The sequence below is a fragment of the Pseudomonas helleri genome (genome assembly GCF_001043025.1).
In the GTDB taxonomy this organism is placed as follows: Bacteria; Pseudomonadota; Gammaproteobacteria; order Pseudomonadales; family Pseudomonadaceae; genus Aquipseudomonas; species Aquipseudomonas helleri.
In genome coordinates, this window is sequence record NZ_JYLD01000006.1 from 145894 (window position 1) to 169158 (window position 23265).

Consider the following 23265-nt stretch of genomic DNA (forward strand, 5'->3'; position numbering starts at 1 on the left):
ACTGCGCAAGCTCAGCCCAGTTGCTCAAGCAAGCGGTTGAGCTGGATCTTGCCGTAGTGCGAACGCGGCAAGGTCTCCACGAAGTACACGTGGCGCGGCACTTTGAAACGCGACAACACTTGCTGGCAATGGCTTTGCAGTTGCTCACTGGAAGGCGCAGCACCGGGTTTAAGCACGACTGCGGCGCATACCCGCTCGCCCCACTCCAGATCGGCCTGGCCAAAAACATGGGCATCCGCCACCTGCGGATGGTTCAGCAGGCACTCGATGACTTCACCCGGCTGGATGCTTTTACCGCCACTGCGGATGATTTCCTTGCTGCGGCCCATGACCTGCAAATAACCATCAGCGCGGATCCGGCCCAGGTCGCCGCTGCGCAGCCAGCCCTCTTCCAGCACCTGCGCAGTCAATTCGGGCTGCTGCCAGTAACCCGCCATTAACTGCGGACCCGCCAGCATGATTTCACCCATGCCCTGGTCATCAGGCCGGTCTATTCGCAGCCCCGCAGCAAACACCGGGCGCCCGACCAGCCCCTCGGCGCTCTCACCGTCGCGGCGCAACTGGCCCATTTGCGCAGCCGACAAATAGCAGGTCCAGGGGGCTTCGGTCATGCCGTACAACACACTCAAGCGCGGCCCGAACAACTCACAGGCATCGTCCAGAACCGAGGGCGCGATGGCGGCCGCACCGATGTCGATGCTCTTCAACACGCTCAGGTCCGGGTAAGCCAGGCGCGGCTCACGCAGAACCCGCAACAACTGGGTCGGCACCAGCGAACTAAAAGCCGCACGGTGCTGCTGCAACTGGGCAACAAAGGTAGAGGCCTCAAAACGCTCAGCCAGCACCAACTGCCCACCACTGAGCACATGGGCCAGCAATGCCACCGCCGCAATCGGCCACAGCGGCCGCACGTTCAGCAGTACATCACCGGGCAACGCCGCACGGGCCATGATGATGTTCTGCAACACCGCACACAGGCTGGCATGGGTGTGCATCACCGCCTTCGGCGCGCCGGTGGTGCCGCCGGTGTAGTTCAACGACGCCAGCTCCGTGCGTGCCCGGGCAACCCGCAGCGGTGCATCGGCCATGCCACGAACACTCACCGCGTCCAGCGGCAGGCAGACCACGCCCTGCTCCACCAGCGCAGCCGCCACGTGAGCATGGCCTTTGCCGAACAGCAGCAAACGCGCGCCGGCATCGTTGATCTGCGCCAGCAATTCGCCCGATGCCAGCGACGGATCCAGCGGCACGCGGACCCGGCCGTGGGCCATGCAGCCGTAATCGGCCAGCAGATAGTCCAGGCTGGTATCGGCCAACAGGGCAACCCGCTCGCCCGTACCGACGCCGAACTCAACCAGCCCCGCCGCGAAATCATCAAGGGCCTGATCGAGCTCGGCAAAGGTCAGTTCACGAGCGCTGCGCAGGTCTTTGATCGCCAGCGCCTGCGGCCATTTGCGGGCAGCCTGGGTAAACAGTGTGCTGATGTCCATGCTCACCACCCACTGAGGACGATGCGGCCATTGACCTGCCGATTTTCGAGCAAGGCGTGAGCCTGAGCCACTTCGGTAAACGGCAGCACCCGGTCGATCAGAGGCCGGACCTGACCGGCCGCAATCATTGCCAACGCCGTGCGCAAATCCTCCAGCGTGGCGCTGCCGGAGCCAAGCAGGCTCAGGCGTCGGCCAATCAACAGCCCCGGCGACACCGGCACCGTGCCCGGCTGCACATTACCCAGCACCACCACGCGCCCGCCCATCGCCATGCTGCGCAAGGTGTCGTGCAAGGTGTGGCCGACGTTCTCCATGGCCACGTCGACACCCTGGCGCCCGGTCAGTTGCCAGACGGCAGCGCTGTAGCCTTCGCTGCCCGCCACCACCACGTCATGGGCGCCCAAGGTACGCAAAAAGTCCACTTTGTCAGCGCTGCCAGTCACTGCAATCACCCGCGCGCCCAGCGAGCGCGCCAGTTGTAATTGATGCGCACCCAACCCGCCGCTGGCGCCGTTGATCAATACGGTTTCACCCGGTTTGAGCTGCGCTTGCGACACCAGCGCACGCACGCTGGTGGCGATCGGGCAGCACGCCAGGGCGGCATCGGCATAGCCAATGCTGTCCGGCAATTGCACTGCTGAAGCCGCAGGTACGCGCAGGTATTGGGCATATGCGCCTTCGGTGTCGACAGAGGGCAAACCTAAAGCGCGGCACAAGTCCTGACGCCCACGCAGGCAGTCACGGCACTGCCCGCAAAAACGTCGCTGGTACACCACCACGCGGCTGCCGACTTTCAAGTGATGCACCTGGGCACCCACTTCAACCACCTCGCCCGACACTTCATGACCGAGCACCACACCGGTATGCGCCCCCGGCAACTTGCCGGCGCGGTGCATCAAATCGTGATGACACACACCAGCGGCTTCAATGCGCACCAGCACTTCATGGGCGTCTGGCTGTGGCGTCGGCACCGTCTCAAGCTGCAACTGCTCGGGGCCACCGAAATCTTTTAGAACGATTGCTTTCATCTTTTATAACCATATGGAAGTACATAAGAATATGTTCATATAACAAACACATTGTTTGTATTGTGCACATGATTTAAGTTTTGCTCACTTTGACGCAGAGCTCAAGTGGCAATGCGTTTTCCTTAAAACGACACTGAATCGAAGCCATGACTGTCGAGTACGAAATAGTTGAAGACGGCGTTTTACTGGTCACGCTCAATCGCCCGGAGCGCTTGAATGCCTTGAACGGTGCTGCCAAATTGGCCCTCGCGCAGGTCTGGCAGCGTGCGCAAGGCGACTGCGCAGTGCGCGCCATCGTGCTGCGCGGTGCCGGTGAACGGGCCTTTTGCGCCGGTTCCGATCTCAAGGAAATTGCCGCCACGGGTGAGACTGTCAGCACACAGGTACTGGCCAATTCGCTGCCCGGCGTGGGCACCCCGTTGACCAAGCCAGTGATCGCCGCGTTGCAGGGCCATACACTGGGCCTGGGCATCAGCCTGGCGATTCACTGCGATTTTCGCATTGCCCGGCACGACACCCGCTTCAGCTTTCCCGAAGTCGGTCATGGCATGCTCTCTGGTTTCAGCACCGTCACCCTGCCCAGCCTGATCGGCGAAGCGGCGGCGCTGGATATCATGCTCAGCGCACGCCCGTTCGATGCCGCACAAGCACTTGAACTGGGGCTGGTCAATGCTGTGGTCGACGACTCCATCGCCGCCGCACTGGACCTCGCCCGGCGTCTGGCAGCCCATGACTCACGCGCCATGCAATGGACCAAACGCTTGCTGTTGGCCAATCGCAACAACCGCCTGCAACAGCATCTGGCCTTGATCGACGAGGCCCGAACCGACGTAATGCAACCTCACTGACAGCCCCTAACACTTACTCGCCACCACGACCTGTCAGGAACACCCACCACCAGGAATGGAAAGCGGGCGCCAATCATTTTTGGAGCCTCACCATGTTTCGCCCACGTAAAAATTTGTGCCCCAAGCTGAGCCTGCTGACCGTCGGGATTCTCGGTCTGTACGCCAGCCAGCCTGCGCTCGCCGAAGAATCGAGCACGCCTTCACTGCAAACCGTGGTGGTGACCGGTGCCCGTGACGGCGGCCGCACCGTGGCCAAGAGCCTTGCGCCGATTGACGTAATCAGCGCCGACGATTTGATGCGTTCGGGCAAACAAAACCTGCGCGACGCGTTGGCCGCTGCGGTGCCGTCGTACACCAATGCCGCCGGATTTACCGGCGGCACCGGCTTGTCAGTGAAGTCCGCCACGCTGCGCGGACTGGGCGGCAACCATGTGTTGGTGCTGGTGAACGGCAAACGCCGCCATACCACCTCGCTGATCTTCGTCCAGACGGCGGCCACGGCCAGCGGCCAGTCGCCCACCGACCTGGACCTGATCCCGATTTCGGCGGTCGATCACATCGAAGTGCTGCGTGACGGCGCGGCAGCGCAATACGGCTCGGATGCGATTGCCGGGGTGATCAACATCATCCTTAAAAGCAACAGCTCGGGTGGTAGCGGCAGCGCCCTGTACGGCCAGTTCAAAGACCGCGTGGGCGGCAAAGGCAACTTCGGCGCACGCGGTCAGGCGTCGGTGAACCAGGGCTTTGAACTGCCCAACGATGGCTTTTTCAGCCTGAGTGCCGACCTCGGCATTCAAGACAACTCCAACGTGGCCGGTGCCGTACCGGCGCGCACCCGCATCTATTTCCCGGTCAACGGCCAGCCTGATCCACGGGAAAACGGCGAGAGCCGCTACCGCCAGATCATGGGCCAGCCGCGCTCGCAGACCTATAACCTGGCCTACAACATGGAGTTGCCGCTCAACGCGGACTACACGTTGTACTCGTTCTCCACCGCCAGCCATCGCAACTCAGAGAGCTGGGGTACCTACCGCACCGCCAGCTCACCGCAGAACATCGTCTCGGTGTACCCGGACGGTTTCTCGCCGCGTTTTGTGGTTGAAGAGGATGACTTCCAGACCGTGGTGGGCCTGCGCAACGACAACCTGTTCGGCTGGAAGTGGGACCTGAGCACCAGCTTCGGCCAGGACAACGCCAACATCCGCAATGAAAAGTCCATCAACCCGTCTTTCGGGCCCGACAGCCCGCGCAACATGGATGGCGGCAACCTGATAGCCAACCAGTGGACCAACAACCTCGACCTGACCCGCGCCTTTGACACCGGTCTGTTCGAGAAACCGTTGAACGTCTCGACCGGCCTTGAGTTCCGTCGCGAAGGCTTCGAGATCCAGTCCGGCGAACTGGCTTCTTATGGCGACGGCGGCTACGTGTTCCCGGTCGGCAGCCCGTTGGCAGGCCAGCGCCCCAACCCCGGTGCACCGGGCCTGACCGGCTTTACCCCGGCAGATGCGCATAACTATTCGCGCACCAACACTGCAGGCTACGTCGACTTCAGCCAGAGCCTGACCGACAAGTGGGATGCCAGCGTGGCCGGGCGTTTTGAGCATTACAGCGACTTTGGCGACACCGCCAGCGGCAAGCTCTCGACCCGCTATGCCTTCACCCCGCAATTTGCGATGCGCGGCACGGTGAGCAACGGTTTCCGGGCGCCGTCCTTGCAGCAGGAATACTACTCGTCGTCGCTGACAGCCTGGCGCGCCAACACCCTCACCGGGCAACTTGAACAGAACGTGACGCGCTACGTCACCGTCGATGATGCGGCCGGTCAGGCCTTGGGCGCCAAAGCCCTGAAGCCGGAAAAATCGATGAACTACAGCGTCGGCTTTGTCGCCACGCCAACCTCCAACCTGGACATCACTGTCGACCTGTACCAGATCGACATCAACAACCGCATCCTGCAAACCAGCAACCTGCAAGGCCCGGCCGTGTCCAACCTGCTGGCAAGCAAAGGCCTGGACCCGAACCAGATCGTCTCGTACTTCGGCAACCTGGCCGACACCCGCACCCGCGGGATCGACCTGGTGGCCGACTACCGCTACGACTTCGGCCAGTACGGCAAGGTCAAGTGGACCCTGCTCAGCAACCAGAGCTTGCAGACCGTGCGCAAAGTCAAGGAACCCGCCGCACTGGCCGGCACCGGCGTGACCGCCGTGGGCCGCGACAAGATCGGCAACCTGACCAGCGCCTACCCGAAAAACGTCACCTCGTTGAACACCGCGTGGCAACTGGGCGACTTCGACGTCAACCTCAAAGAAACCCACTACACCGGCGTCACCGGCCTGAACCAGGTGTCGCCGACCCGCGACGAAAAAATCGACCCTGCGTTTATCACCGACCTGAGCGTGGGCTACTGGCTGAGCGACGCGGTGAAGCTGACCGTGGGCGGCGAAAACATCTTCAACCGTCGCCCGCAGCAGCTTAACGACGAAGCCAAGAAGTACTACTTCGCCCCCACCGACAACCCGACCTACAGCTGGTACTCACCCTATGGTCTGGACGGCGCGTACTACTTCGCCAAAGTCGACGTGAGCTGGTAATTGCCCATGAATCCGCCCATTGCCTCGCCCGTCACTCACTCCTCGTCGCGTGCGGCCGAGGGTTTTGATCAGGCCCTGTACCGCAAGCTTGCCTGGCGGATCATGCCCTTTTTGTTTCTGTGTTTTGTGCTCAATTGGCTGGACCGGGTCAATATTGGCTTTGCCCACCTGCGCTTCAAAACCGACCTGAACATCAGTGATGCCACCTTCGGCATCATTGTCGGGGTGTTCTCCATCGGCTATTTGCTGTTCGAAATCCCCAGTAATCTGCTGCTGGAAAAGATCGGCGCCAAAAAGACCATGACCCGCATCATGATCCTGTGGGGGCTGGTAACCGTGGCGACGGCCTTTGCCCAGACGCCCGCGCAATTCTATGTACTGCGCGTGCTGCTGGGCGCGGCCGAGGCGGGGTTTTTCCCGGGGGTGATCCTGTACCTGACGTACTGGTTTCCGGCCAGTCACCGGGCGCGGATCACCTCAAGGTTCATCATGGCGATTGCCGTGTGCGGGATTATCGGCGGGCCGCTGTCGACGTCGATCATGAGCCACTTCGACACCGTGGCCGGATTCCACGGTTGGCAATGGCTGTTCGTGTTGACTGGCTTGCCGCCGATTCTGGCCGGGCTCTTCGCCTGGTATTGGCTGGACAACCGCCCGGCCGACGCACGCTGGCTCAGCCAGGATGAAAAACGGCGCATCGAGCAAGCGTTGGCCGAGGAACGCGGACGCCGCCAACCGGGCGGCCATCAGCATTTTCTGGGTGCGCTTAAAGACCGCAAAGTCTGGTTTATCGTGCTCGCCTACTGCCTGACCATCATGAGTACCGGCAACGTAACCAACATCTGGGCACCGTCGATCATCCGTGACTCGGGCATTACCAGCCTCAGCCAGTTGGGCCTGCTCTCAGCCCTGCCCTACGTCATCGCTGTGGGGGTGATGCTGCTGGTGTGTCGCCACTCAGACCAGCAGCAGGAACGGCGCTGGCACTTCACCGTGCCCGGTCTGCTGGCGGCGCTGGCCATGCTGATCTTGCCGCAATGTCTGAGCAGCCCGACCGCGACCGTGGCGACGATGGTCCTGATGACCACCGGCTACCTGAGCGCCACCGCGGTGTTCTGGACCATCCCCACGTACTACCTGTCGGACCGGGCAAAAGCGGCGGGTCTGGCCATGGTCAATTGCTGCGGGCAAATCAGCAGCCTGCTGACCCCGATCATGATCGGCCAGATCAAAACCGCCACCGGCGACATTCGCCTGGCCCTCTATATCGTGGCGGCCATGGTCGCCAGCGGAGCCTTGATCCTGTTCTTCGGCGTACCGCGCAAAGCCTTGCGCGACGCCCCTTCAACCCTGGAAAAAACACATGACTGACTACGTCGCCCTGGCCACACAACTGGCTGCGCAGATCCAGCCCGGCGCTGCGCAACGCGATGCCGAGCGCACCCTGCCGCACGAACAAATCGAGTTGATCCGCCAGTCAGGGCTGGGTGCCGCACGAGTGCCCGCCGAACTGGGCGGTGGCGATATCAGCCAAGTCGATGTGGCGCGGATTTTCATTACCCTGGCCAAGGCTGACCCGTGTGTGGCCCAGGCCATTTTTCCGCACTTCGCCACCGTCGAGCACCTGCGGCTGATCGCCAACCCGGAGCAACAGGCCCGTTACCTGGGGGCTTTCGCAGACCGCCAACTGTCATCGGGTGCGATTGCCGAACGCAGCGGCACTTTTCGCGGCGAGATCCACACCCGTCTCGAACGTCGTGGCGAGCAACTGATCCTCAACGGCAGCAAGTTCTACAGCACCGGCTGCCTGTTTGCCGACCTGCTGAAAATCCAGGCCGTGGACGAGACCGGCGCCGCTCTGTACGTCATGCTCCCGGCCAATACACCGGGCATCACCCTGCTCGATGACTGGGACGGTATGGGCCAGCGCACCACGGCCAGCGGCAGCACTCTGCTGGAAAACGTGCAGGTAGCGCCCGAGCAGGTAATTCCTTTGAGCCAGTGGTATCAACGACGTAATTACATTGGCGCCAGCGCGCAACTGATCCATTGCTCTATCGACATCGGCATTGGTCTGGCAGCGCTGGACGACGCGGTGTCATGGGCCCGCAACGGCTCACGCCCGGTGCGTGAAAGCGGTGTGCAGCGGGCCAGCGATGATCCGTACATTTTGCACACCATTGGCGACCTTGCCGCCTGCATCCACGGCGCTGAAGCGCTGGTAGAAAAAGCCGCAGCGGCAGTCGACTTCGCCGCCCGCAGCCAGTTACAGGGCCTGCTGCAAGGCGATGAACTGGAAGCGTTCCTGGCGAAGGCTTCCATCGAAGTGGCCGAAGCAAAAATCGCTTCCACCCGTGCGGCGCTGCATGTCTGCGAGCGTTTGTATGAAGTCGGCGGCGCAGCCACCACGCAAAGCCTGCACAACTTCGATCGCCACTGGCGCAACGCCCGTACCCACACCACCCATGATTCGCTGGCTTACAAATATAAGGCGATTGGCGAGTTCCTGCTCAACGGCCGCCACCCACCGATCGCGTTTACGTATTAAGCCCTGATTGGCTTCGCGATCTTTTTAAACGATCAGAAGATCGCGAGGCAAGCTCGCTCCTACGGGATGGTGTCACTTGAAGAAATTGCTCGGTGTTTTGCCGAACTGCTTTTTGAACATGGTGGTGAATGCACTCGGGCTGTCGTAGCCCAATGACCCGGCGACATCGATGATTTTTTCGCCGACGGCAATGCGCTCCAATGCCAGCAGCAACCGCGATTGCTGGCGCCATTGGCCAAAGGTCATGCCGGTTTCCTTGTGAAACAGCCGCTGGATGGTTTTTTCATCCAGCGCCAGCCGGGCACTCCAGTCGGCCAGGGTCGAACCGTCGCCAGGGTCACGCTGCAACACGCTGCAAATGCTCTGGATGCGCGGGTCGAGCGGCTGCGGCAGGTGCAACGGCAGCACCGGTAAAATCGCCAGTTCATCCAGAATCAGCTTCATGATCCGGTCTTCTCGCGAGTCGGCCTCGTAAGGCGCACGGATGTCGACCGAGGCCTTGATCAGTTCGCTCAACAGCGCCGAAATACTCACTGCACGGGTCTGCGTCGGCAGTTGCGCCACCACCTCAGGCCGAACATAGACGCTGCGCATTTTCAGCGGGCCAACGCATCGCACCGAGTGCACCTGACCACAGGGCATCCAGATGCCACGACTGGGCGGCACCGTCCACTGGCTCAACGCCGAGTGCACCACCATCACCCCTTCAATGGCATACAGCAGTTGATGCTTGGCGTGGGAATGCGGCGCGATTACCCAGTCGGCCGGGTAATCGGTAGCGCTGCAGCTCACTGTCCAGTGTGCTTCATCGACCTCAAGCAGAAATTCTTTCAGCGGTTTGATCATGATTCCCTTTTTGCGACAGTGAGCTCCCGAATTGCGCGAGACAGGCAATTTCGCGAAACCTAGGATAGCTGCTGGTTTGCCTGCGTGCATCCCGTGTCCTTACTCCCTGCCCGGATGATCTTCGATGTCTATAACAAGTACGACCCCGGCGGCTACCAGCAGCCCCGGCAGCAGTCCCAGTGCCTCAGTCAGCAGCCAGTCCAACCCGTTGGTCATGCGCGTGATCGCCGCTTGCGCGCTTGCCCACCTGATCAACGACCTGATTCAAGCCGTGCTGCCGTCGATTTACCCGATGCTCAAGGCCAACTACGATCTGAGCTTTACCCAAATCGGCCTGATTACCCTGACCTTCCAGCTAACCGCTTCGCTGCTGCAACCGGGCGTCGGCTATTACACCGACCGCCACCCCAAGCCGTGGCTGCTGCCAGCGGGCATGGTGTGCACCTTGATCGGCATTTTGATGCTGGCGTTTGTTGGCTCGTTCATTTCAATTCTGGTGGCATCGGCGCTGATCGGTGTTGGCTCCTCGACCTTTCACCCCGAGACTTCGCGGGTTGCGCGGCTGGCTTCGGGCGGGCGTTATGGCCTGGCACAATCCACCTTCCAGGTCGGCGGTAATGCGGGCAGTGCCTTCGGCCCGTTGCTGGCAGCAGCCATCGTCATCCCTTACGGTCAGGGCAACGTGGCGTGGTTCGGCCTGTTTGCAGCCTTTGCCATTTTGATCCTGTTCGGCTTGAGCCGTTGGTACCGCCACCACCTCAACCTGTTCAAGCTCAAGCAAGGCAGCTTGGCCACCCACGGCCTGTCGAAAAAACACGTGACCGGTGCCCTGGTGGTGCTGGCGTTGCTGGTGTTCTCCAAGTACTTCTACATGTCCAGCTTCACCAGCTACTTCACCTTTTTCCTGATCAAAAAATTTGACCTGTCGGTGGCCAGCTCCCAGCTGTATCTGTTCCTGTTCCTCGGCGCGGTGGCAGCGGGCACCTTCTTTGGCGGCCCGATTGGCGACAAGATCGGGCGCAAGGCGGTGATCTGGTTCTCGATACTCGGCGCAGCGCCGTTCAGCCTCGCGTTGCCCTATGTCGACCTGTTCTGGACCGGCATCCTGAGCATGATCATCGGTTTTATTCTGGCCTCTGCGTTCTCGGCCATCGTGGTGTATGCGCAAGAACTGGTGCCGGGCAATGTCGGCATGATCGCCGGTGTGTTCTTCGGCCTGATGTTCGGCTTTGGCGGCATCGGCGCGGCTCTGCTCGGTCATTTGGCGGACATTCACGGCATTGAGTACGTGTATTCGCTGTGTTCGTACCTGCCGTTGCTGGGCATTTTGACCATCTTGTTGCCGTCAACAAAAAAGGTATAAGCCTTAAATAAACCCCTGTAGGAGCGAGCTTGCCTCGCGATCTTTTCAAGATCAAAAGATCGCGAGACAAGCTCGCTCCTACAGGACAGATTTCCACTCATCCAGCAGGCTGTCGAACAGTGCCTGCGCGGCCGCTGACAGTTCATGCCCGGGCTTGGTCAGCACCCCCATCGCCCGCTCGACGATTGGCTCATGCAAGGTGATGCAACGCGCCCCCAACTCGCGCATTTGCTCGACGCACAGGGCCGGAACGGCGCTCACGCCCAACCCGCTGGCGACCATGCGCCCGACGGTAGCCAGTTGATGGCTTTCGAACTCCACCGGCAATTTCATCTGCCGCGCCTGCAAATGTTCCTCCAGCAGCACCCGCACCGCCGACGGCCGTTGCAGGGTGATAAATGGCTGCTCCAGCAAGGTTTTCCAGTCAATCACTGTGGCATTCGCCAGCGGGCTGTCACTGGGCACCACCGCCACAAAACGGTCGATGTACAACGGGGTGAATGTCAGTGATGACCCCGGCGCCGGCTCAAACGCGACCCCCAGTTCAACCTGGCGATCACGGACCATTTCCAGCACCTGCTCGTTGATGACGTCGTTGACCGTGACATTGAGCTTGGGGTAGCGCAGGCGAAAATGCTTGAGGATGGGCGGCAGCAGGTTGCAGGCAAACGACGGAATCGCCGCCAACGTCACCCGCCCACGCTGCAAGGTGAACAGCTGGCGCATTTCGTCTTCTGCGTTGTCCCAGTCCGCCACCAGCTTTCGCGCTCGCGGCAACAGCGCCTGACCTTCGGGGGTCAGGGCCACGTTGCGCGTGGTGCGGCTGAACAGGCGGCCGCCCAGCCCTTCTTCCAGCGCCTTGATGGTCAGGCTCAAGGCCGATTGCGATAAATGCAGGCGCTCGCAGGCCACGGCAAAGCTCAGGCTTTGCGCCACGGCAAGGAAGGCGCGGATCTGTTTCACCGTCATGGGCGTGCTCTCGTGTTTGATTATTTCGATTTATCTATCAATCAACCGCAAAAATCAATTTAACAAATCAATCCAGTGGAGTAACACTCGTACCATTCGACACACCATCACCCATCAATAATAAAAGAGGTGCATATGGCAGGTTTTGATAAGCGCGTAGCGTCCTACGAGGAAGCGCTGGCCGGGCTCGAAGATGGCATGACCGTGATTTCAGGCGGTTTTGGTCTGTGCGGCATCCCCGAGAACCTGATCAACGAGATCAAACGCAAAGGCACCCGTGATCTGACCGTGGTGTCCAACAACTGTGGCGTCGACGGTTTCGGCCTCGGCATCCTCCTGGAAGACCGCCAGATCAGCAAAGTGATCGCCTCCTACGTGGGTGAAAACGCGCTGTTCGAGAAGCAACTGCTCAGCGGCGAAATCGAAGTCGAACTTACCCCTCAAGGCACCCTCGCAGAAAAAATGCGCGCAGGCGGTGCGGGCATCCCGGCGTTTTTCACCGCCACAGGCGTAGGCACTCCGGTCGCTGAAGGCAAGGAAACCCGCAAATTCAAAGGCCGCGACTACCTGATGGAAGAGTCCATCACCGGCGACTTTGCCATCGTCAAAGGCTGGAAAGCCGACCATTTCGGTAACGTGATCTACCGCCACACCGCGCAAAACTTCAACCCGCTGGCCGCTACCGCGGGCAAGATCACCGTGGTTGAAGTCGAAGAAATTGTCGAACCCGGCGAGCTGGACCCGGCGCAGATCCACACCCCTGGCATCTACGTCGACCGGATCATTTGCGGCACGTTTGAAAAACGTATCGAACAGCTCACTGAGCGCTCTTGATCCCCTGCCCCCAGCCTTAAGCTCTGGATTCAGAGCACGGAGAATAATAATGGCCCTTACCCGCGAACAAATGGCTCAGCGCGTCGCCCGCGAAATGCAGGACGGCTTCTACGTGAACCTCGGCATCGGCATCCCGACCCTGGTTGCCAACTACATCCCCGACGGCATGGAAGTCATGCTGCAATCGGAAAACGGCCTGCTTGGCATGGGCGCCTTCCCGCGCAAGGGTGAAGCCGATGCCGACATGATCAACGCCGGCAAACAAACCGTCACCGCCCGCACCGGCGCATCGATTTTCTCGTCTGCCGAGTCGTTCGCGATGATACGCGGCGGCCACATTGACCTCACGGTGCTGGGCGCCTTTGAGGTCGACGTGCACGGCAACATCGCCTCGTGGATGATCCCCGGCAAGCTGGTCAAGGGCATGGGCGGCGCGATGGACCTGGTGGCCGGTGCCGACAACATCATCGTCACCATGACCCACGCCTCCAAAGACGGCGAATCCAAACTGCTGTCGCGCTGCAGCCTGCCGCTGACCGGCGCCGGGTGCATCAAGCGGGTGCTGACTGACCTGGCCTACCTGGAAATCGAAGACGGCGCCTTCATCCTCAAAGAGCGGGCGCCCGGAGTTAGCGTTGAAGAAATCGTCAGCAAAACAGCCGGTAAATTGATCGTTCCGGACCATGTCCCGGAAATGCAGTTCGCCTGATCCGCCACTATTTAAGGAGAGAAGTCATGCAAGAAGTCGTCATTGTTGCCGCCACCCGCACGGCCATTGGCAGTTTTCAGGGCGCGCTGGCCAACATTCCGGCTGCCGAACTCGGCGCTGCCGTCATTCGTCAACTGCTGGAAACCACCGGTCTCAAAGGCGAGCAGGTTGACGAAGTGATCCTCGGCCAGGTGCTCACTGCGGGCTGCGGCCAGAACCCGGCGCGTCAGGCGTCGATCCTCGCCGGTCTGCCCCATGCCGTACCGGCACTGACCCTGAACAAACTTTGCGGTTCGGGCCTCAAGGCGCTGCATCTGGCCACCCAGGCAATTCGCTGCGGCGATGCCGAAGTCATCATCGCCGGAGGCATGGAAAGCATGAGCCTGGCGCCGTACGTACTGCCGGCCGCGCGCACCGGCCTGCGCATGGGCCACGCCAAAATGCTCGACAGCATGCTGCAAGACGGCCTGATGGACGCGTTCAACGATTACCACATGGGCATCACCGCCGAGAACCTGGTGGACAAATACCATCTGACCCGCGAGCAACAGGACGCCTTCGCCGCCGCATCGCAACAAAAAGCCATTGCGGCCATCGAGTCCGGGCGCTTTGCCGACGAGATCACCCCCATCCAGATTCCTCAGCGCAAAGGCGAGCCGATTTCGTTCAAGGTCGATGAACAACCGCGCGACGGCATCACCGCCGAGGCCTTGAGCAAACTCAAGCCTGCGTTCAAAAAAGACGGCAGCGTCACCGCTGGCAACTCCTCGACCATCAACGACGGCGCTGCCGCCGTGGTGCTGATGAGCGCCGATAAGGCCAAAGCCCTGGGCCTGCCCGTGCTGGCCCGGATCGCCGGTTACGCCAACGCCGGTGTCGACCCGGCCATCATGGGCATCGGCCCGGTTTCGGCAACCCGCACCTGCTTGAAAAAAGCTGGCTGGAGCCTCGACCAACTGGACCTGATCGAAGCCAACGAAGCCTTCGCCGCGCAAGCGCTGGCGGTGAGCAAAGAGCTGGAATGGGACATGGACAAGGTCAACGTCAATGGCGGCGCCATCGCCCTGGGCCACCCGATTGGTGCGTCGGGCTGCCGTGTACTTGTGTCGTTGCTGCACGAAATGATCAAGCGTGACGCCAAAAAAGGCCTCGCGACCTTGTGCATCGGCGGCGGTCAGGGCGTGGCCCTGGCCATCGAGCGCGACTAAAAGGTTCAAACAGCCCGCGTGCAGATCCACGACATCTGCACGCGGGCTGGCAACACACCCGGCGCGGCACAGAGGCTAACTCTGGGTCACGCCGGGTTTTACAAGACTGCGGTCAGGCTGCCAGAAACTCGCTCATAGCCGTTCCCAGCGCATCGAACACCAACCCAATACGCTGCACCCTGCGGCGGTCCTGATGCATGGCGATCCACACCTCCACGGCAAAACCCACTTGCCCGGGCAGCACTCGCACCAACCCGTAGCGCTGGGCCACCTGTTCAGGACACACCCCGATCCCCAACCCCGCCCGCAACGCAGCCAGTTGCGCGAGGTGATCATCGGTGCGAATCAACGCCCGCTCCGGTGCACAGTCAAAGCCCTGCTCACGCAGAAACTCCAGGTCATCCAGATTGCGATCAGGCCCGATCAGCGGGTAGCGGCTCAACTCGCTGGCAGTCGCCAGGCCGCCCTCTTGCGCCAGCAACTCGGGAGCCGCGTACAACCCGACCCGCAACTCCCCGACTTTGCGCGCCACCACCGAGGCTTCAGTAGGGCGGCGGATGCGTACGGCCACGTCTGCCTCTTGCTGCGCCAGTGCGTGCAAGCGGTTGGACACGCTCAGTTCGATGGCCAGTTGCGGGTGCTCGCGGCGCACTGCACGCAGCATCGGCGGCAGCACTTCAACACCCAGCAATTGGCCGCTGGTCAGGCGTACCGTGCCGCTGGCCAGCGCGGCATCGGCGGATGCCGCGCGATTGAAGGCATTGGCCGCCATGGCCATGGCTTCAACATGGCTGATGAGGTCTTTGGCCATTTCAGTGGGCAGCAACCCGGCAGGCGTGCGAATAAACAGGCTGACACCGACACTTTGCTCCAGCGCTTCGATGCGCCGACGCGCAGTGGCCTGGGCGATGCCCAGCAAACGTGCGGCCCCGGACAGGCTGCCGGTGCGTAATACCGCTAAAAAAGCACGTTGGGTTTCCCACTGTAATTGAGGGGGGGTCATACATTTCCTGTGAGCCGCTGGGCAGTTTTGGCGAATGTTTTTTGAGGAGGTACTCGCTCAGACTTGCGAAGAATATCCTACAGACATCCAAGAGGAACCTTACCCATGACACTCACTGGAAAATGCCGCTGCTCGGCCGTGAACTACACCCTCGACACCGACGCTGCGCTGGCGGTGTATGCCTGCCATTGTCAGCATTGCCAAACCTGGAGCGGCAGCAGTTTTGCCCTGCACGCGCTGGTGCCAGCAGATGCCCTGTCGCTGGTCGGCCCGGTGACGCATTACGCGTATGACACCAACAGCCAGCACGCTGATCACGTCGTGTGCAGCCAGTGCCACACTCGCCTCTTCAACACCACCAGTGCTGCGCCCGGTTTACGGGTGTTGCGCGTGGGCACGCTGGACAACAGCCCTGCGTTACAGCCCGTCGCGCACATTTGGGTCAAGCACAAGCAACCCTGGCTGAGCCTGCCGGACACCATTGCGAGTTGGCCCGAAAGCCCTACCCCGCAACAATTCGCCGAGGCGTTGAGTGCTAGTGGTCGGTAACCCCGACGATTAATTCACTGCCAATCCAGCCAGCCAGCATTTCACCGGCCCGGCCTATCCCCTCTTCTTCGCCCAGACGTTCGACTAAAAACTCGCACAACCCGGCAAAGCTGCCGTCGTGTTGCAGGTGCTGCAGCGCGTGCAGTTCCAGCGCGTCGACCTGGCGCAGGCGCGAGGTGTATTGGCGACGCCACACCAGCAACCCGCCCGCCTCGGCCAGCATCGCGGCTTCGGGCGGCGGGGTTTGCTGCCACAAGGCCGACCAGATGGCTTCGGCATTGGTGGTCAACGCGTGGCTGCGCAGCGACGGCGCCAATTGCAGGCGCGCCGTGTCCCAGTCCACCGAAGCCAGCGCCTCCATGCGCAGGGGCGCAGCGTCGGCGGCGACAAACGCCTCGTTCAGTGACCATTCGATCCACGCCAGTTCGTGTACGTCCGGGTTGTCAGGGAAGACTTCATATAAGGTTTTTTGCAAGCCTGCCGGGTAAACATCAAGGGTCCAGGCATGCGGCGGATGGCGGTCGATATGGGTGATGCACGCGGCCAAAAAGGCTTCATCCCCCAGCCATTGGCGCAGGTTGGGAAACGCCCCTTCCAGGCAACCTACCAATTGCGCCCGGTAGTTGTTCTGGTACACCGCCAGACCGGCAACATGATTGCCCAGAAGCGCGGCGGATTCATCCGAAGCGTTCACCAGCCAGTTCTGGAATTCCTGCTGCAAACGGGCCAGGTTCATGCTCGCACCTGCGCACGCTGTTTGGCCGCGCTGGCGCCCAATGCCCGGGCGATGGCGAGTTCATCGAGCAGTTCGGACAAAGGTGGAATCTCATCATCACGCTCGATCATGGTGGCCACCGGGCCCAGCCGCTCAATGGCCTTGGCGTACAAGTGCCAGACGCCGCTGCACACCGGGCTGTCATGGCTGTCAATCAACAGGCTGGGGCCCTGGCTGTGGCCCGCGAGGTGCACCTGACGCACGCGCTCGGCCGGTATGCCGTCGAGAAACGCCAGTGCATCAAAGCCGTGGTTGCTGGCGCTGACAAACACATTATTGACGTCCAGCAGCAGCTCGCAGCCAGTGCGCCGGGACATCTCGGCAATGAATTCCCACTCGCTCATGGACGCGCCCGCAAAGGCCAGATAGCTCGACGGATTTTCAAACAGCATAGTGCGGCCCAGGGCCTCTTGAGCCTGGTGGATATTGGCGCAGACCAGGTTCAGTGCCTCTTCGGTGTAAGGCAGTGGCAGCAAATCGTGGGAGTTGAAGCCGCCGGTGCGCGACCAACTCAAATGGTCGGACACAAACAGCGGTTCAATGTCGTCCACCAGCGACTTGAGGCGCTTGAGGTAGTCAGGGTCCAGCCCTTGGGCGGTGCCGATGGACATGGACACGCCGTGCAGCGCCACCGGATGCCGCTCACGGATCTGGCGCAGGATATGCAGTGGCTGGCCGCCTGCAACCATAAAATTCTCGGAGATCACTTCGACGAAATCCACGGCGACCGAGGTTTCAAGAAAGTCGCTGTAATGTTCCTTGCGCAACCCCAGGCCATAGCCCGAGAAACGTGGATTGGATGTCGCCATGTGATGTGCTCCAGTGCATCGATAGGTCGTTGTACGCAAACACTGCAGGAGCCAACTGTCTCGAGATCTTTTGATCGTTTAAAAGATCGCGAGACAAGCTCGCTCCTGCACCGGGGGCGGGTTACTTGGCCTCGGTGGTGGTGCCGCCCAGTTTCAGGCACTCGGACGGGGTTTTCACCACAACGCCCTGGCCTTTACAGCTATTGAGGCCTTTGCAGTCGTTTTTCGACGTGGCGCACTGGCTTTCGCCTTTACAGCTGTTGACGCCGTAGCAGCGGCCGGGTTTTTCCTGCTGGTCGGCAGCGCTGGCGGCCGTAGCGAAAGAGGCGGATGCCATAGCGATCAGGGCAGCAGCAGTGGCAAGGCTGACGCGGGATTTCAAAGAAGTGCTCATGGGGGTGTCTCCAGGGTGTTTTTTGGTGTTTTGGGTTAGTTAATAACTGATGCAGCGTCTTCGATCACTTTGGCCACCGCTTCGGGCTGGGAAATGTACACGGAGTGGCTGCCTTTTAGTTCAGTGACTTTGGAACCGGCGCGCTTGTACATCCAGCGCTGTAAATCGGGGCTCAAGGCCCGGTCTTCGGTAGAGAGCACCGCATAGGTGGGCTTCTTGTGCCAGGCGGCGTCCCACACGGTGCCGCCGAACAATGCGGTGGTGGCCGGGACTTGCGAGGCCGCCATAAAGTCGGTGCGATTGGTGGTCAGGTCAGCGGCAAAATCATCATGGAACTTGCTGCGGTCCACAAACAGATGGCCGTCTCGGCTCTGCTTGATGTCATTGCTTGGCGCAGGCATGGAGTTCAACAACTGGGACATGTTCTCGCCCACTTCCGGCTGCAAGGCCGAAACGTAGACCAACGCCCTGACCTTGCCCCGGTCACCGGCAATCGAGATCACCCCGCCGCCGGAACTGTGACCCACCAGCACCACCGGGCCGACCTGTTGCTCCAGCACTTCACGGGCTTCGGCTACGTCTGCAGCAAGGCTTTCATGCCCCTGGTGCACCACGGTGACCTTGTAGCCCTGGTGGGACAGGATGTCGTGTACCACTCGCCAGCCGGAGCCGTCGACAAACGAGCCAGGCACAATCACCACGTTTTTACCGGTGCCGGGCAACGCCTGCGGCTTTTCAGCCGCCGAAGCCAGCATGGGCGCCGTCAACGCCATGGCGATGACCAGAGAAGACAGAACACGCATAAAGACACTCCACAGCATTATTGTTAAAGGGTTCACACACACCGACGGCGCAACACGTTGTCCAGCGACCAGGCCCCGCCACCGTAGGCCAACAGCGGTAGCAACAACCCCGCCCAGGTCAAATGCGTCGGCCAGGCGTCGGGGTAGACAAACACCTCGATCACCAGGGTCATGCCCAACAGTGCAGCAGCAGACAGGCGAGTCATCAGGCCCAGCACCAGCAACAGCGGGAACGCATGCTCGGCGTATGCCGCTAGGTGCGCCGCCCATTCCGGGGGGATCACAGGCAAGGCGTATTCCGAGCGAAACAAGGTGTAAGTCGACTGTTTGAGTTCCAGAAAACCGGTGACTTTGGTACGGCCCGAGAGGAAGAACACCGAGGCGATACCGACACGGGCCACCAACAACAGCAGTGCCTCAGGCAATAACCGCTTGAGCACCACCGGGGCCGAGGCAATCACGGTTTTTCCGTCAGGCTGCCATAGCCTTTAGGGGTTTTGATCTGGGTGCAGGTGCCTTTGTCCACCAGGATCCATGCGTTGCCCTGGTAGTCAGCTGTGGCGGTACCGGCGCAAGAGGTGCCTTTACCCGCGGCACAATCATTGGCACCGGCCAGCGACACGCCGAAGCATTTCTCTTGAGGCTTGGCATCATCAGCGTGGGCAGCACCGGCAAAGGCACCGAGGGACAGAGCGAGGGTGGCGGCGAGAGCGGCGTAATGGCGCTTCATTGTTATATCTCCTGGCTTGACTGAATGTGTCCGTAGCGCAAGTTCAGGTGAGTGATCACTTGCGCTATCGGGTAGACAGATTTAAAGCCAGGCGTGTATCTGGTCTGTGTCGCGTTCGACCGTTAACAACCTGCGGGTGTATCAGCGTGGGGTTGGTACACAGTGTGATACACAGCGAGTGCGTTACCCCCCTGAATCAGTTGCCTTCGCCAGCACATCCGCTGTTGCGTTCACCGGCATAAGTCCAGGTAGACGTGTGGGTGAACGTCTCACCCGACATCGAGTCGGTGCAGGGTTTTGGCTCGATCACCAGGCTGAACGCCTTGCCCTGATCGGTGCCGGTGTAGGTCGTGCGATCCCCCGACACCACCTTGTCGGCATGCAATTGCCGACCCTCTAAATGATCCGGGGTAATCCAGGCCAGGGTGTCGCCATTGACCTTGAGGGTCCAGAACGGCTCGTTGCCTCGGGCGACAAACTGCCGGGCCGTACTCGTTGCTTCAGGGGCCGTGGTGCTGACCGAGGGCGCATGCTGGCTGCATGCGCTCAAGAGCAACTGCAACACAAACGCCGCGAGGGGCGCCATCACTTCCTTTTTCATCACGTCATTCCTTAATTGAGTCCGTTGGTCACCCTAGCAAATCAGCATGCAAGACGCATTGTGGCGGCTTAAAAAACCGTGTTACATACGCGCACACCTCGCCATGGACTGCCCGGATGTTTAACTCGACCTCGTCATTAAAAACCTTGAGCGTCAGCTTTTTATTGATGGCCAGTGCCGCACACGCCGACCCGCATGTTGCGCCGGGTGCTGACTGGGCCAAGGTGGTGCAGGCCGTGCTGTCGGTGAGTAGCTGCCAGAACCGGCTGGTAGAGGCCGACCGCGCCAAATGCTACAAAAACAACAGCGCGCAGGCTTGCCGCGACATACCCGAGGGCGTCCAGAAAGAAAACTGCATCATCGAGTACTCATACAATCGCGTACCGCAAAAAACCGGCATGCCTTCCCACCCGCCCCTCGTCACCTCCCCCTTCAAATCAGACGGCCAGGCGCTGAACAACACCGCCTCAGTGAAAGCGACGCCACAGCCGGTGGAAAGCGCGCCGGACGAACTCGATTCGACAATAAAGTTCTTGTTGCATGACCAAGGGCAAACGCCTGTTGTGCAGTAAGCGGTGATTGAACAATTGCCTGCAGGAGCTGCGGCTGTTGCTGATACACACTAAATAACGATGTAGTCGTTGTGCTGAATCACACCCCGGTGCTCGCCCTCAACCAGATGAATGTAGCGCCCGCTCACCTGATCAATCGGCAAGCAATCATCCACATCCAGCAGCGCGTCGGTGTGGGCCTGTTGCCAATGCTTGAGCATGTGCTGTCTGGCCCTGGATTTGGCATGGTTCTTGTCCTGGGCAACCACCAGCAGGTAATGATGGGCCTCACCAAAAGTATTCGCCTCGTAGCCACCCAGGTTGATGAAATACAAACGCGGAGAACCTGGTAGCGGTGCCAGCGGGCTCAGCTCAACCTTCCAGCCATCTACGCCGTCAACCCGCATCCAGGCGTCGATGTGCAAACCTGCCGGGTTGCCAAACCAGCCCTGACGCAGTTGCGGGTAGGTTGCTTCCAGGCTGTCGGCGATGGCAAAAACCACGTCATGAACTTCGATTTTGGCTCGGGGATGCTTGCCCCCGAGCATAACAACAAACAGCATTTCAGCTCTCCAGAAGATCACGACCCGGGCGCCATAGTACGCGGCGTGCGTTGCGCTTTGTGTGATCCGTTTAACGGTGCCATCGCAAGCTCTGGCTTCGCAATTGCTACTCGGACATCACCACCATCACTTGCGCATCTGCCTCGTCTTCACTTTCAGACAGGTAGATATGCCCAACCCCGCTATTGAAATAGGCTGTTTCACGGACACCGATGCTGATCGACTCGCCCGTTTCGAACTGGATGCGCACCCTTCCGGCAAGGACTAAAGCAAACTCTTGACCGGCATGGCGAATGTAATCGTCAAACTGGCTCAATTCGCGGGCAAATACCCTGACGTACATGGGCTCCATGCGGCGCCCCGGAAAGTCCCCCGCCATCGGGTGGTAATCGTAATTGCCGGTGCTGTACCCCGCCGTGTTATCGAGAGGTGAGCTGACCACGGTGGGTTGCAACAGGTCATTGTGCTCTCGGGGCAGGCTGAACAATTGGGCGATGTCCGTGCTCAGCGCCCGCGCAGCAGCCGCCAATTTTTCATAACTCACCGACACTTGCGCCAATTCCATTTTCGACAAGGTCGAGAGTGCGACGCCGGAACGCTCGGAGAGTTGTTTAAGGGTCAATTTTTGATTTTTGCGAATCGCCCGCAGACGTGCACCCACCTGGGTACGGTCAATCAGGGAATGGGCTGTGGCGCTCGAGGAGGAAGGGTCTCGATCGGAACTCATGCAGGCTCTCTGTCGGGCAAATGAAGGCGTCTGGGACTGGTTCCAGGCGCGAGTCTGGATATTACCTCACCCAGAAGGCTTGACTGCTAAATTCTCATATCCTACATTTCTCTTATATGAGAATTTAGAACCCTGCATCACAGGGCACTTTCAAACGGGAGATCCAGGCATGCACGACAACGAATGTTTTGACTACGTCATCATCGGCGGCGGCATAGCCGGAGCCTCGCTAGCCTGGCGATTGTCTGCACATGCCAGTGTTGCAGTGCTTGAGCGCGAACCCCAACCCGGATACCACTCGACCGGTCGCTCGGCGGCGATGTTTATGGAGGCCTACGGCACTCCACAAATCCAGGCATTGACCCGTGCCAGCCGGGCTTTTTACGAGCAACCACCGACAGGCTTCACCGAGCATGCGCTGCTGGAACCACGGGGCTGTTTGTACGTCGCGAATCATGAACAGCGGGCATTGCTCAAGCAGACATTCGAAGCGAGTCGAGCCCACTCTGACAATGTGTCATTGATCGATGCCGAACGTGCGCTGGCACTGGTGCCTTGCCTGCACCCGCGGGTCACTGCAGGCGCCATGCTTGAAACAGCGGCACGTGATCTGGATGTAAACGCTCTACATCAAGGCTTTCTGCGGGCCATGCGCCAGGCCGGAGGGGTGTTGCAGTGTGACGCTGAGCTAAGCACTGCAAGCCGTCAGGGTGCTGTCTGGCATCTGCTGTTGAAGGACGGCCGCGCGTTACGCGCACACAATCTGGTGAACGCTGCAGGCGCCTGGGCCGATCAGGTAGCTCAACAATGCGCCGTAGCGCCCATTGGGTTACAACCCTGTCGGCGCACTGCCTTCACATTCGACGGCCCCAAAGGCATGGATTTCTCGCAATGGCCCGCCGTCATCGGTATTGACGAAAGTTTCTACTTCAAACCGGATGCTGGCCAGTTACTGGGCTCACCTGCCAACGCCGACCCCGTTGCCGCACACGATGTGATGCCGGAAGAACTGGACATTGCCACCGGCATTTACCACATCGAAAACGCCACCACGCTGAGTATTCGCCGCCCACGTCACAGCTGGGCAGGCCTGCGTTCGTTCGTCAGTGATGGAGACCTCGTCGTCGGCTGGGACAACCACCGGGACGGTTTCTATTGGCTGGCGGCTCAGGGCGGTTATGGCATTCAGTCGGCAGCCGGGGTTTCACAACTGGCCTGCGCCCAACTGCTCCATCAAGCCCTGCCCGAAGAATTGCGCAGCCAAGGTGTCGATCCACAACGCCTGGCCCCCGCACGTTTGCGTTAATCCCCCTGACCCAG

The 23265-nt window shown here is 60.5% G+C and carries 25 protein-coding genes; 11 read left to right on the top strand and 14 right to left on the bottom strand.

Annotation, left to right across the window (positions count from 1 at the left end; all coding sequences use genetic code 11):
- Positions 1–11: 11 nt before the first annotated feature.
- Together TU84_RS11605 and TU84_RS11610 are read right to left on the bottom strand one after the other, a co-directional pair.
- Positions 12–1490 carry a class I adenylate-forming enzyme family protein gene (locus TU84_RS11605; RefSeq protein ID WP_048369223.1) on the bottom strand — a complete coding sequence of 493 codons (1479 nt, stop codon included), beginning with the start codon at positions 1488–1490 and terminating at the stop codon, positions 12–14.
- 2 nt (positions 1491–1492) lie between these two features.
- Entirely contained in the window at positions 1493–2518 is a 1026-nt protein-coding gene (locus tag TU84_RS11610; protein ID WP_048369224.1) for an alcohol dehydrogenase catalytic domain-containing protein, read from the bottom strand.
- Between the two features lie 146 nt (positions 2519–2664).
- On the opposite strand from TU84_RS11610, the gene TU84_RS11615 reads away from it, so the two are divergent.
- The 4 genes from TU84_RS11615 (at position 2665) to TU84_RS11630 (ending at position 8511) form a co-directional block, all read left to right on the top strand.
- Positions 2665–3366 (top strand): enoyl-CoA hydratase/isomerase family protein, encoded by a 702-nt coding sequence (locus TU84_RS11615; protein WP_048369225.1) that lies wholly within the window; start codon positions 2665–2667, stop codon positions 3364–3366.
- A 92-nt stretch (positions 3367–3458) separates the two neighbouring features.
- Entirely contained in the window at positions 3459–5963 is a 2505-nt protein-coding gene (locus TU84_RS11620; protein WP_053225217.1) for a TonB-dependent receptor plug domain-containing protein, read from the top strand.
- A gap of 6 nt (positions 5964–5969) precedes the next feature.
- A complete protein-coding gene (locus tag TU84_RS11625; protein WP_053225218.1) occupies positions 5970–7334 on the top strand; it encodes an MFS transporter in 1365 nt (454 codons plus the stop codon).
- Positions 7327–8511, top strand: a complete 1185-nt coding sequence (locus tag TU84_RS11630; protein ID WP_048369226.1) for an acyl-CoA dehydrogenase family protein — start codon at positions 7327–7329, stop codon at positions 8509–8511. Before TU84_RS11625 ends, TU84_RS11630 begins: the two co-directional genes overlap by 8 nt.
- 72 nt (positions 8512–8583) lie before the next feature.
- Here the strand turns inward: TU84_RS11630 and TU84_RS11635 are convergent, their stop codons facing one another.
- On the bottom strand, positions 8584–9405 hold the full coding sequence (locus TU84_RS11635) for an AraC family transcriptional regulator (protein ID WP_048387062.1): 822 nt from the start codon (positions 9403–9405) through the stop codon (positions 8584–8586).
- Between the two features lie 166 nt (positions 9406–9571).
- On the opposite strand from TU84_RS11635, the gene TU84_RS11640 reads away from it, so the two are divergent.
- Entirely contained in the window at positions 9572–10720 is a 1149-nt protein-coding gene (locus tag TU84_RS11640) for an MFS transporter (protein WP_409348703.1), read from the top strand.
- Positions 10721–10798: 78 nt separating this feature from the next.
- Here the strand turns inward: TU84_RS11640 and TU84_RS11645 are convergent, their stop codons facing one another.
- On the bottom strand, positions 10799–11689 hold the full coding sequence (locus TU84_RS11645) for a LysR family transcriptional regulator (protein WP_048369229.1): 891 nt from the start codon (positions 11687–11689) through the stop codon (positions 10799–10801).
- A 135-nt stretch (positions 11690–11824) separates the two neighbouring features.
- On the opposite strand from TU84_RS11645, the gene TU84_RS11650 reads away from it, so the two are divergent.
- From TU84_RS11650 to TU84_RS11660, 3 genes are read left to right on the top strand one after another with little or no spacing between them, the layout of a single operon-like run.
- Positions 11825–12523: a CoA transferase subunit A gene (locus TU84_RS11650; protein WP_048369230.1), complete on the top strand. Its 699-nt coding sequence runs from the start codon at positions 11825–11827 to the stop codon at positions 12521–12523.
- Positions 12524–12572: 49 nt separating this feature from the next.
- Positions 12573–13232, top strand: a complete 660-nt coding sequence (locus TU84_RS11655; protein ID WP_048369231.1) for a CoA transferase subunit B — start codon at positions 12573–12575, stop codon at positions 13230–13232.
- A gap of 26 nt (positions 13233–13258) precedes the next feature.
- Positions 13259–14440 (top strand): acetyl-CoA C-acetyltransferase, encoded by a 1182-nt coding sequence (locus tag TU84_RS11660; protein WP_048369232.1) that lies wholly within the window; start codon positions 13259–13261, stop codon positions 14438–14440.
- 112 nt (positions 14441–14552) lie between these two features.
- Here the strand turns inward: TU84_RS11660 and TU84_RS11665 are convergent, their stop codons facing one another.
- A complete protein-coding gene (locus TU84_RS11665; protein WP_048369233.1) occupies positions 14553–15443 on the bottom strand; it encodes a LysR family transcriptional regulator in 891 nt (296 codons plus the stop codon).
- A gap of 105 nt (positions 15444–15548) precedes the next feature.
- On the opposite strand from TU84_RS11665, the gene TU84_RS11670 reads away from it, so the two are divergent.
- A complete protein-coding gene (locus TU84_RS11670; RefSeq protein WP_048369234.1) occupies positions 15549–15992 on the top strand; it encodes a GFA family protein in 444 nt (147 codons plus the stop codon).
- Here the strand turns inward: TU84_RS11670 and TU84_RS11675 are convergent.
- The 7 genes from TU84_RS11675 to TU84_RS11705 form a co-directional block, all read right to left on the bottom strand.
- Positions 15979–16728, bottom strand: coding sequence for an HvfC/BufC N-terminal domain-containing protein (locus TU84_RS11675; protein WP_048369235.1), 750 nt, complete (start codon positions 16726–16728; stop codon positions 15979–15981). The genes TU84_RS11670 and TU84_RS11675 overlap by 14 nt on opposite strands.
- Positions 16725–17576, bottom strand: coding sequence for an MNIO family bufferin maturase (bufB, locus tag TU84_RS11680; RefSeq protein ID WP_048369236.1), 852 nt, complete (start codon positions 17574–17576; stop codon positions 16725–16727). The genes TU84_RS11675 and bufB overlap by 4 nt, the downstream gene beginning before the upstream one ends.
- 121 nt (positions 17577–17697) lie before the next feature.
- Positions 17698–17970, bottom strand: coding sequence for a BufA2 family periplasmic bufferin-type metallophore (gene bufA2, locus TU84_RS11685; protein ID WP_048369237.1), 273 nt, complete (start codon positions 17968–17970; stop codon positions 17698–17700).
- Positions 17971–18005: 35 nt separating this feature from the next.
- Positions 18006–18773, bottom strand: a complete 768-nt coding sequence (locus TU84_RS11690; RefSeq protein WP_048369238.1) for an alpha/beta fold hydrolase — start codon at positions 18771–18773, stop codon at positions 18006–18008.
- Positions 18774–18805: 32 nt separating this feature from the next.
- Entirely contained in the window at positions 18806–19234 is a 429-nt protein-coding gene (locus TU84_RS11695) for a DoxX family protein (RefSeq protein ID WP_048369239.1), read from the bottom strand.
- A complete protein-coding gene (locus tag TU84_RS11700) occupies positions 19231–19503 on the bottom strand; it encodes a BufA1 family periplasmic bufferin-type metallophore (protein ID WP_048369240.1) in 273 nt (90 codons plus the stop codon). The genes TU84_RS11695 and TU84_RS11700 overlap by 4 nt, the downstream gene beginning before the upstream one ends.
- A gap of 196 nt (positions 19504–19699) precedes the next feature.
- The gene (locus TU84_RS11705) at positions 19700–20104 is read right to left on the bottom strand and encodes a COG3650 family protein (RefSeq protein WP_048369241.1); all 405 of its coding nucleotides are present in this window, start codon (positions 20102–20104) and stop codon (positions 19700–19702) included.
- 116 nt (positions 20105–20220) lie between these two features.
- Between TU84_RS11705 and TU84_RS11710 the strand changes: the two genes are divergently transcribed.
- Positions 20221–20676 carry a hypothetical protein gene (locus TU84_RS11710; protein WP_048369242.1) on the top strand — a complete coding sequence of 152 codons (456 nt, stop codon included), beginning with the start codon at positions 20221–20223 and terminating at the stop codon, positions 20674–20676.
- Between the two features lie 50 nt (positions 20677–20726).
- Here TU84_RS11710 and TU84_RS11715 read toward each other — a convergent pair whose 3' ends face one another.
- Complete coding sequence (locus TU84_RS11715; protein WP_048369243.1) at positions 20727–21218, bottom strand: DUF1543 domain-containing protein; 492 nt, start codon at positions 21216–21218, stop codon at positions 20727–20729.
- A gap of 106 nt (positions 21219–21324) precedes the next feature.
- Positions 21325–21945, bottom strand: coding sequence for a helix-turn-helix domain-containing protein (locus tag TU84_RS11720; protein WP_048369244.1), 621 nt, complete (start codon positions 21943–21945; stop codon positions 21325–21327).
- A gap of 169 nt (positions 21946–22114) precedes the next feature.
- On the opposite strand from TU84_RS11720, the gene TU84_RS11725 reads away from it, so the two are divergent.
- Entirely contained in the window at positions 22115–23251 is a 1137-nt protein-coding gene (locus TU84_RS11725; protein ID WP_048369245.1) for an NAD(P)/FAD-dependent oxidoreductase, read from the top strand.
- Positions 23252–23265 lie beyond the last annotated feature (14 nt).

Bases quoted from the DNA above. Each gene is read 5' to 3' on its own strand.
- TU84_RS11610 (WP_048369224.1), bottom strand. From the start codon at position 2,518: ATGAAAGCAATCGTTCTAAAAGATTTCGGTGGCCCCGAGCAGTTGCAG.
- TU84_RS11665 (WP_048369233.1), bottom strand. From the start codon at position 15,443: ATGACCCCCCCTCAATTACAGTGGGAAACCCAACGTGCTTTTTTAGCG.
- TU84_RS11700 (WP_048369240.1), bottom strand. From the start codon at position 19,503: ATGAAGCGCCATTACGCCGCTCTCGCCGCCACCCTCGCTCTGTCCCTC.
- TU84_RS11675 (WP_048369235.1), bottom strand. From the start codon at position 16,728: ATGAACCTGGCCCGTTTGCAGCAGGAATTCCAGAACTGGCTGGTGAAC.
- TU84_RS11620 (WP_053225217.1), top strand. From the start codon at position 3,459: ATGTTTCGCCCACGTAAAAATTTGTGCCCCAAGCTGAGCCTGCTGACC.
- TU84_RS11690 (WP_048369238.1), bottom strand. From the start codon at position 18,773: ATGCGTGTTCTGTCTTCTCTGGTCATCGCCATGGCGTTGACGGCGCCC.
- TU84_RS11650 (WP_048369230.1), top strand. From the start codon at position 11,825: ATGGCAGGTTTTGATAAGCGCGTAGCGTCCTACGAGGAAGCGCTGGCC.
- TU84_RS11725 (WP_048369245.1), top strand. From the start codon at position 22,115: ATGCACGACAACGAATGTTTTGACTACGTCATCATCGGCGGCGGCATA.
- TU84_RS11640 (WP_409348703.1), top strand. From the start codon at position 9,572: ATGCGCGTGATCGCCGCTTGCGCGCTTGCCCACCTGATCAACGACCTG.
- TU84_RS11705 (WP_048369241.1), bottom strand. From the start codon at position 20,104: ATGAAAAAGGAAGTGATGGCGCCCCTCGCGGCGTTTGTGTTGCAGTTG.
- bufA2 (WP_048369237.1), bottom strand. From the start codon at position 17,970: ATGAGCACTTCTTTGAAATCCCGCGTCAGCCTTGCCACTGCTGCTGCC.
- TU84_RS11645 (WP_048369229.1), bottom strand. From the start codon at position 11,689: ATGACGGTGAAACAGATCCGCGCCTTCCTTGCCGTGGCGCAAAGCCTG.
- TU84_RS11630 (WP_048369226.1), top strand. From the start codon at position 7,327: ATGACTGACTACGTCGCCCTGGCCACACAACTGGCTGCGCAGATCCAG.
- TU84_RS11720 (WP_048369244.1), bottom strand. From the start codon at position 21,945: ATGAGTTCCGATCGAGACCCTTCCTCCTCGAGCGCCACAGCCCATTCC.
- TU84_RS11605 (WP_048369223.1), bottom strand. From the start codon at position 1,490: ATGGACATCAGCACACTGTTTACCCAGGCTGCCCGCAAATGGCCGCAG.
- TU84_RS11715 (WP_048369243.1), bottom strand. From the start codon at position 21,218: ATGCTGTTTGTTGTTATGCTCGGGGGCAAGCATCCCCGAGCCAAAATC.
- TU84_RS11670 (WP_048369234.1), top strand. From the start codon at position 15,549: ATGACACTCACTGGAAAATGCCGCTGCTCGGCCGTGAACTACACCCTC.
- TU84_RS11615 (WP_048369225.1), top strand. From the start codon at position 2,665: ATGACTGTCGAGTACGAAATAGTTGAAGACGGCGTTTTACTGGTCACG.
- TU84_RS11660 (WP_048369232.1), top strand. From the start codon at position 13,259: ATGCAAGAAGTCGTCATTGTTGCCGCCACCCGCACGGCCATTGGCAGT.
- TU84_RS11655 (WP_048369231.1), top strand. From the start codon at position 12,573: ATGGCCCTTACCCGCGAACAAATGGCTCAGCGCGTCGCCCGCGAAATG.
- bufB (WP_048369236.1), bottom strand. From the start codon at position 17,576: ATGGCGACATCCAATCCACGTTTCTCGGGCTATGGCCTGGGGTTGCGC.
- TU84_RS11710 (WP_048369242.1), top strand. From the start codon at position 20,221: ATGTTTAACTCGACCTCGTCATTAAAAACCTTGAGCGTCAGCTTTTTA.
- TU84_RS11625 (WP_053225218.1), top strand. From the start codon at position 5,970: ATGAATCCGCCCATTGCCTCGCCCGTCACTCACTCCTCGTCGCGTGCG.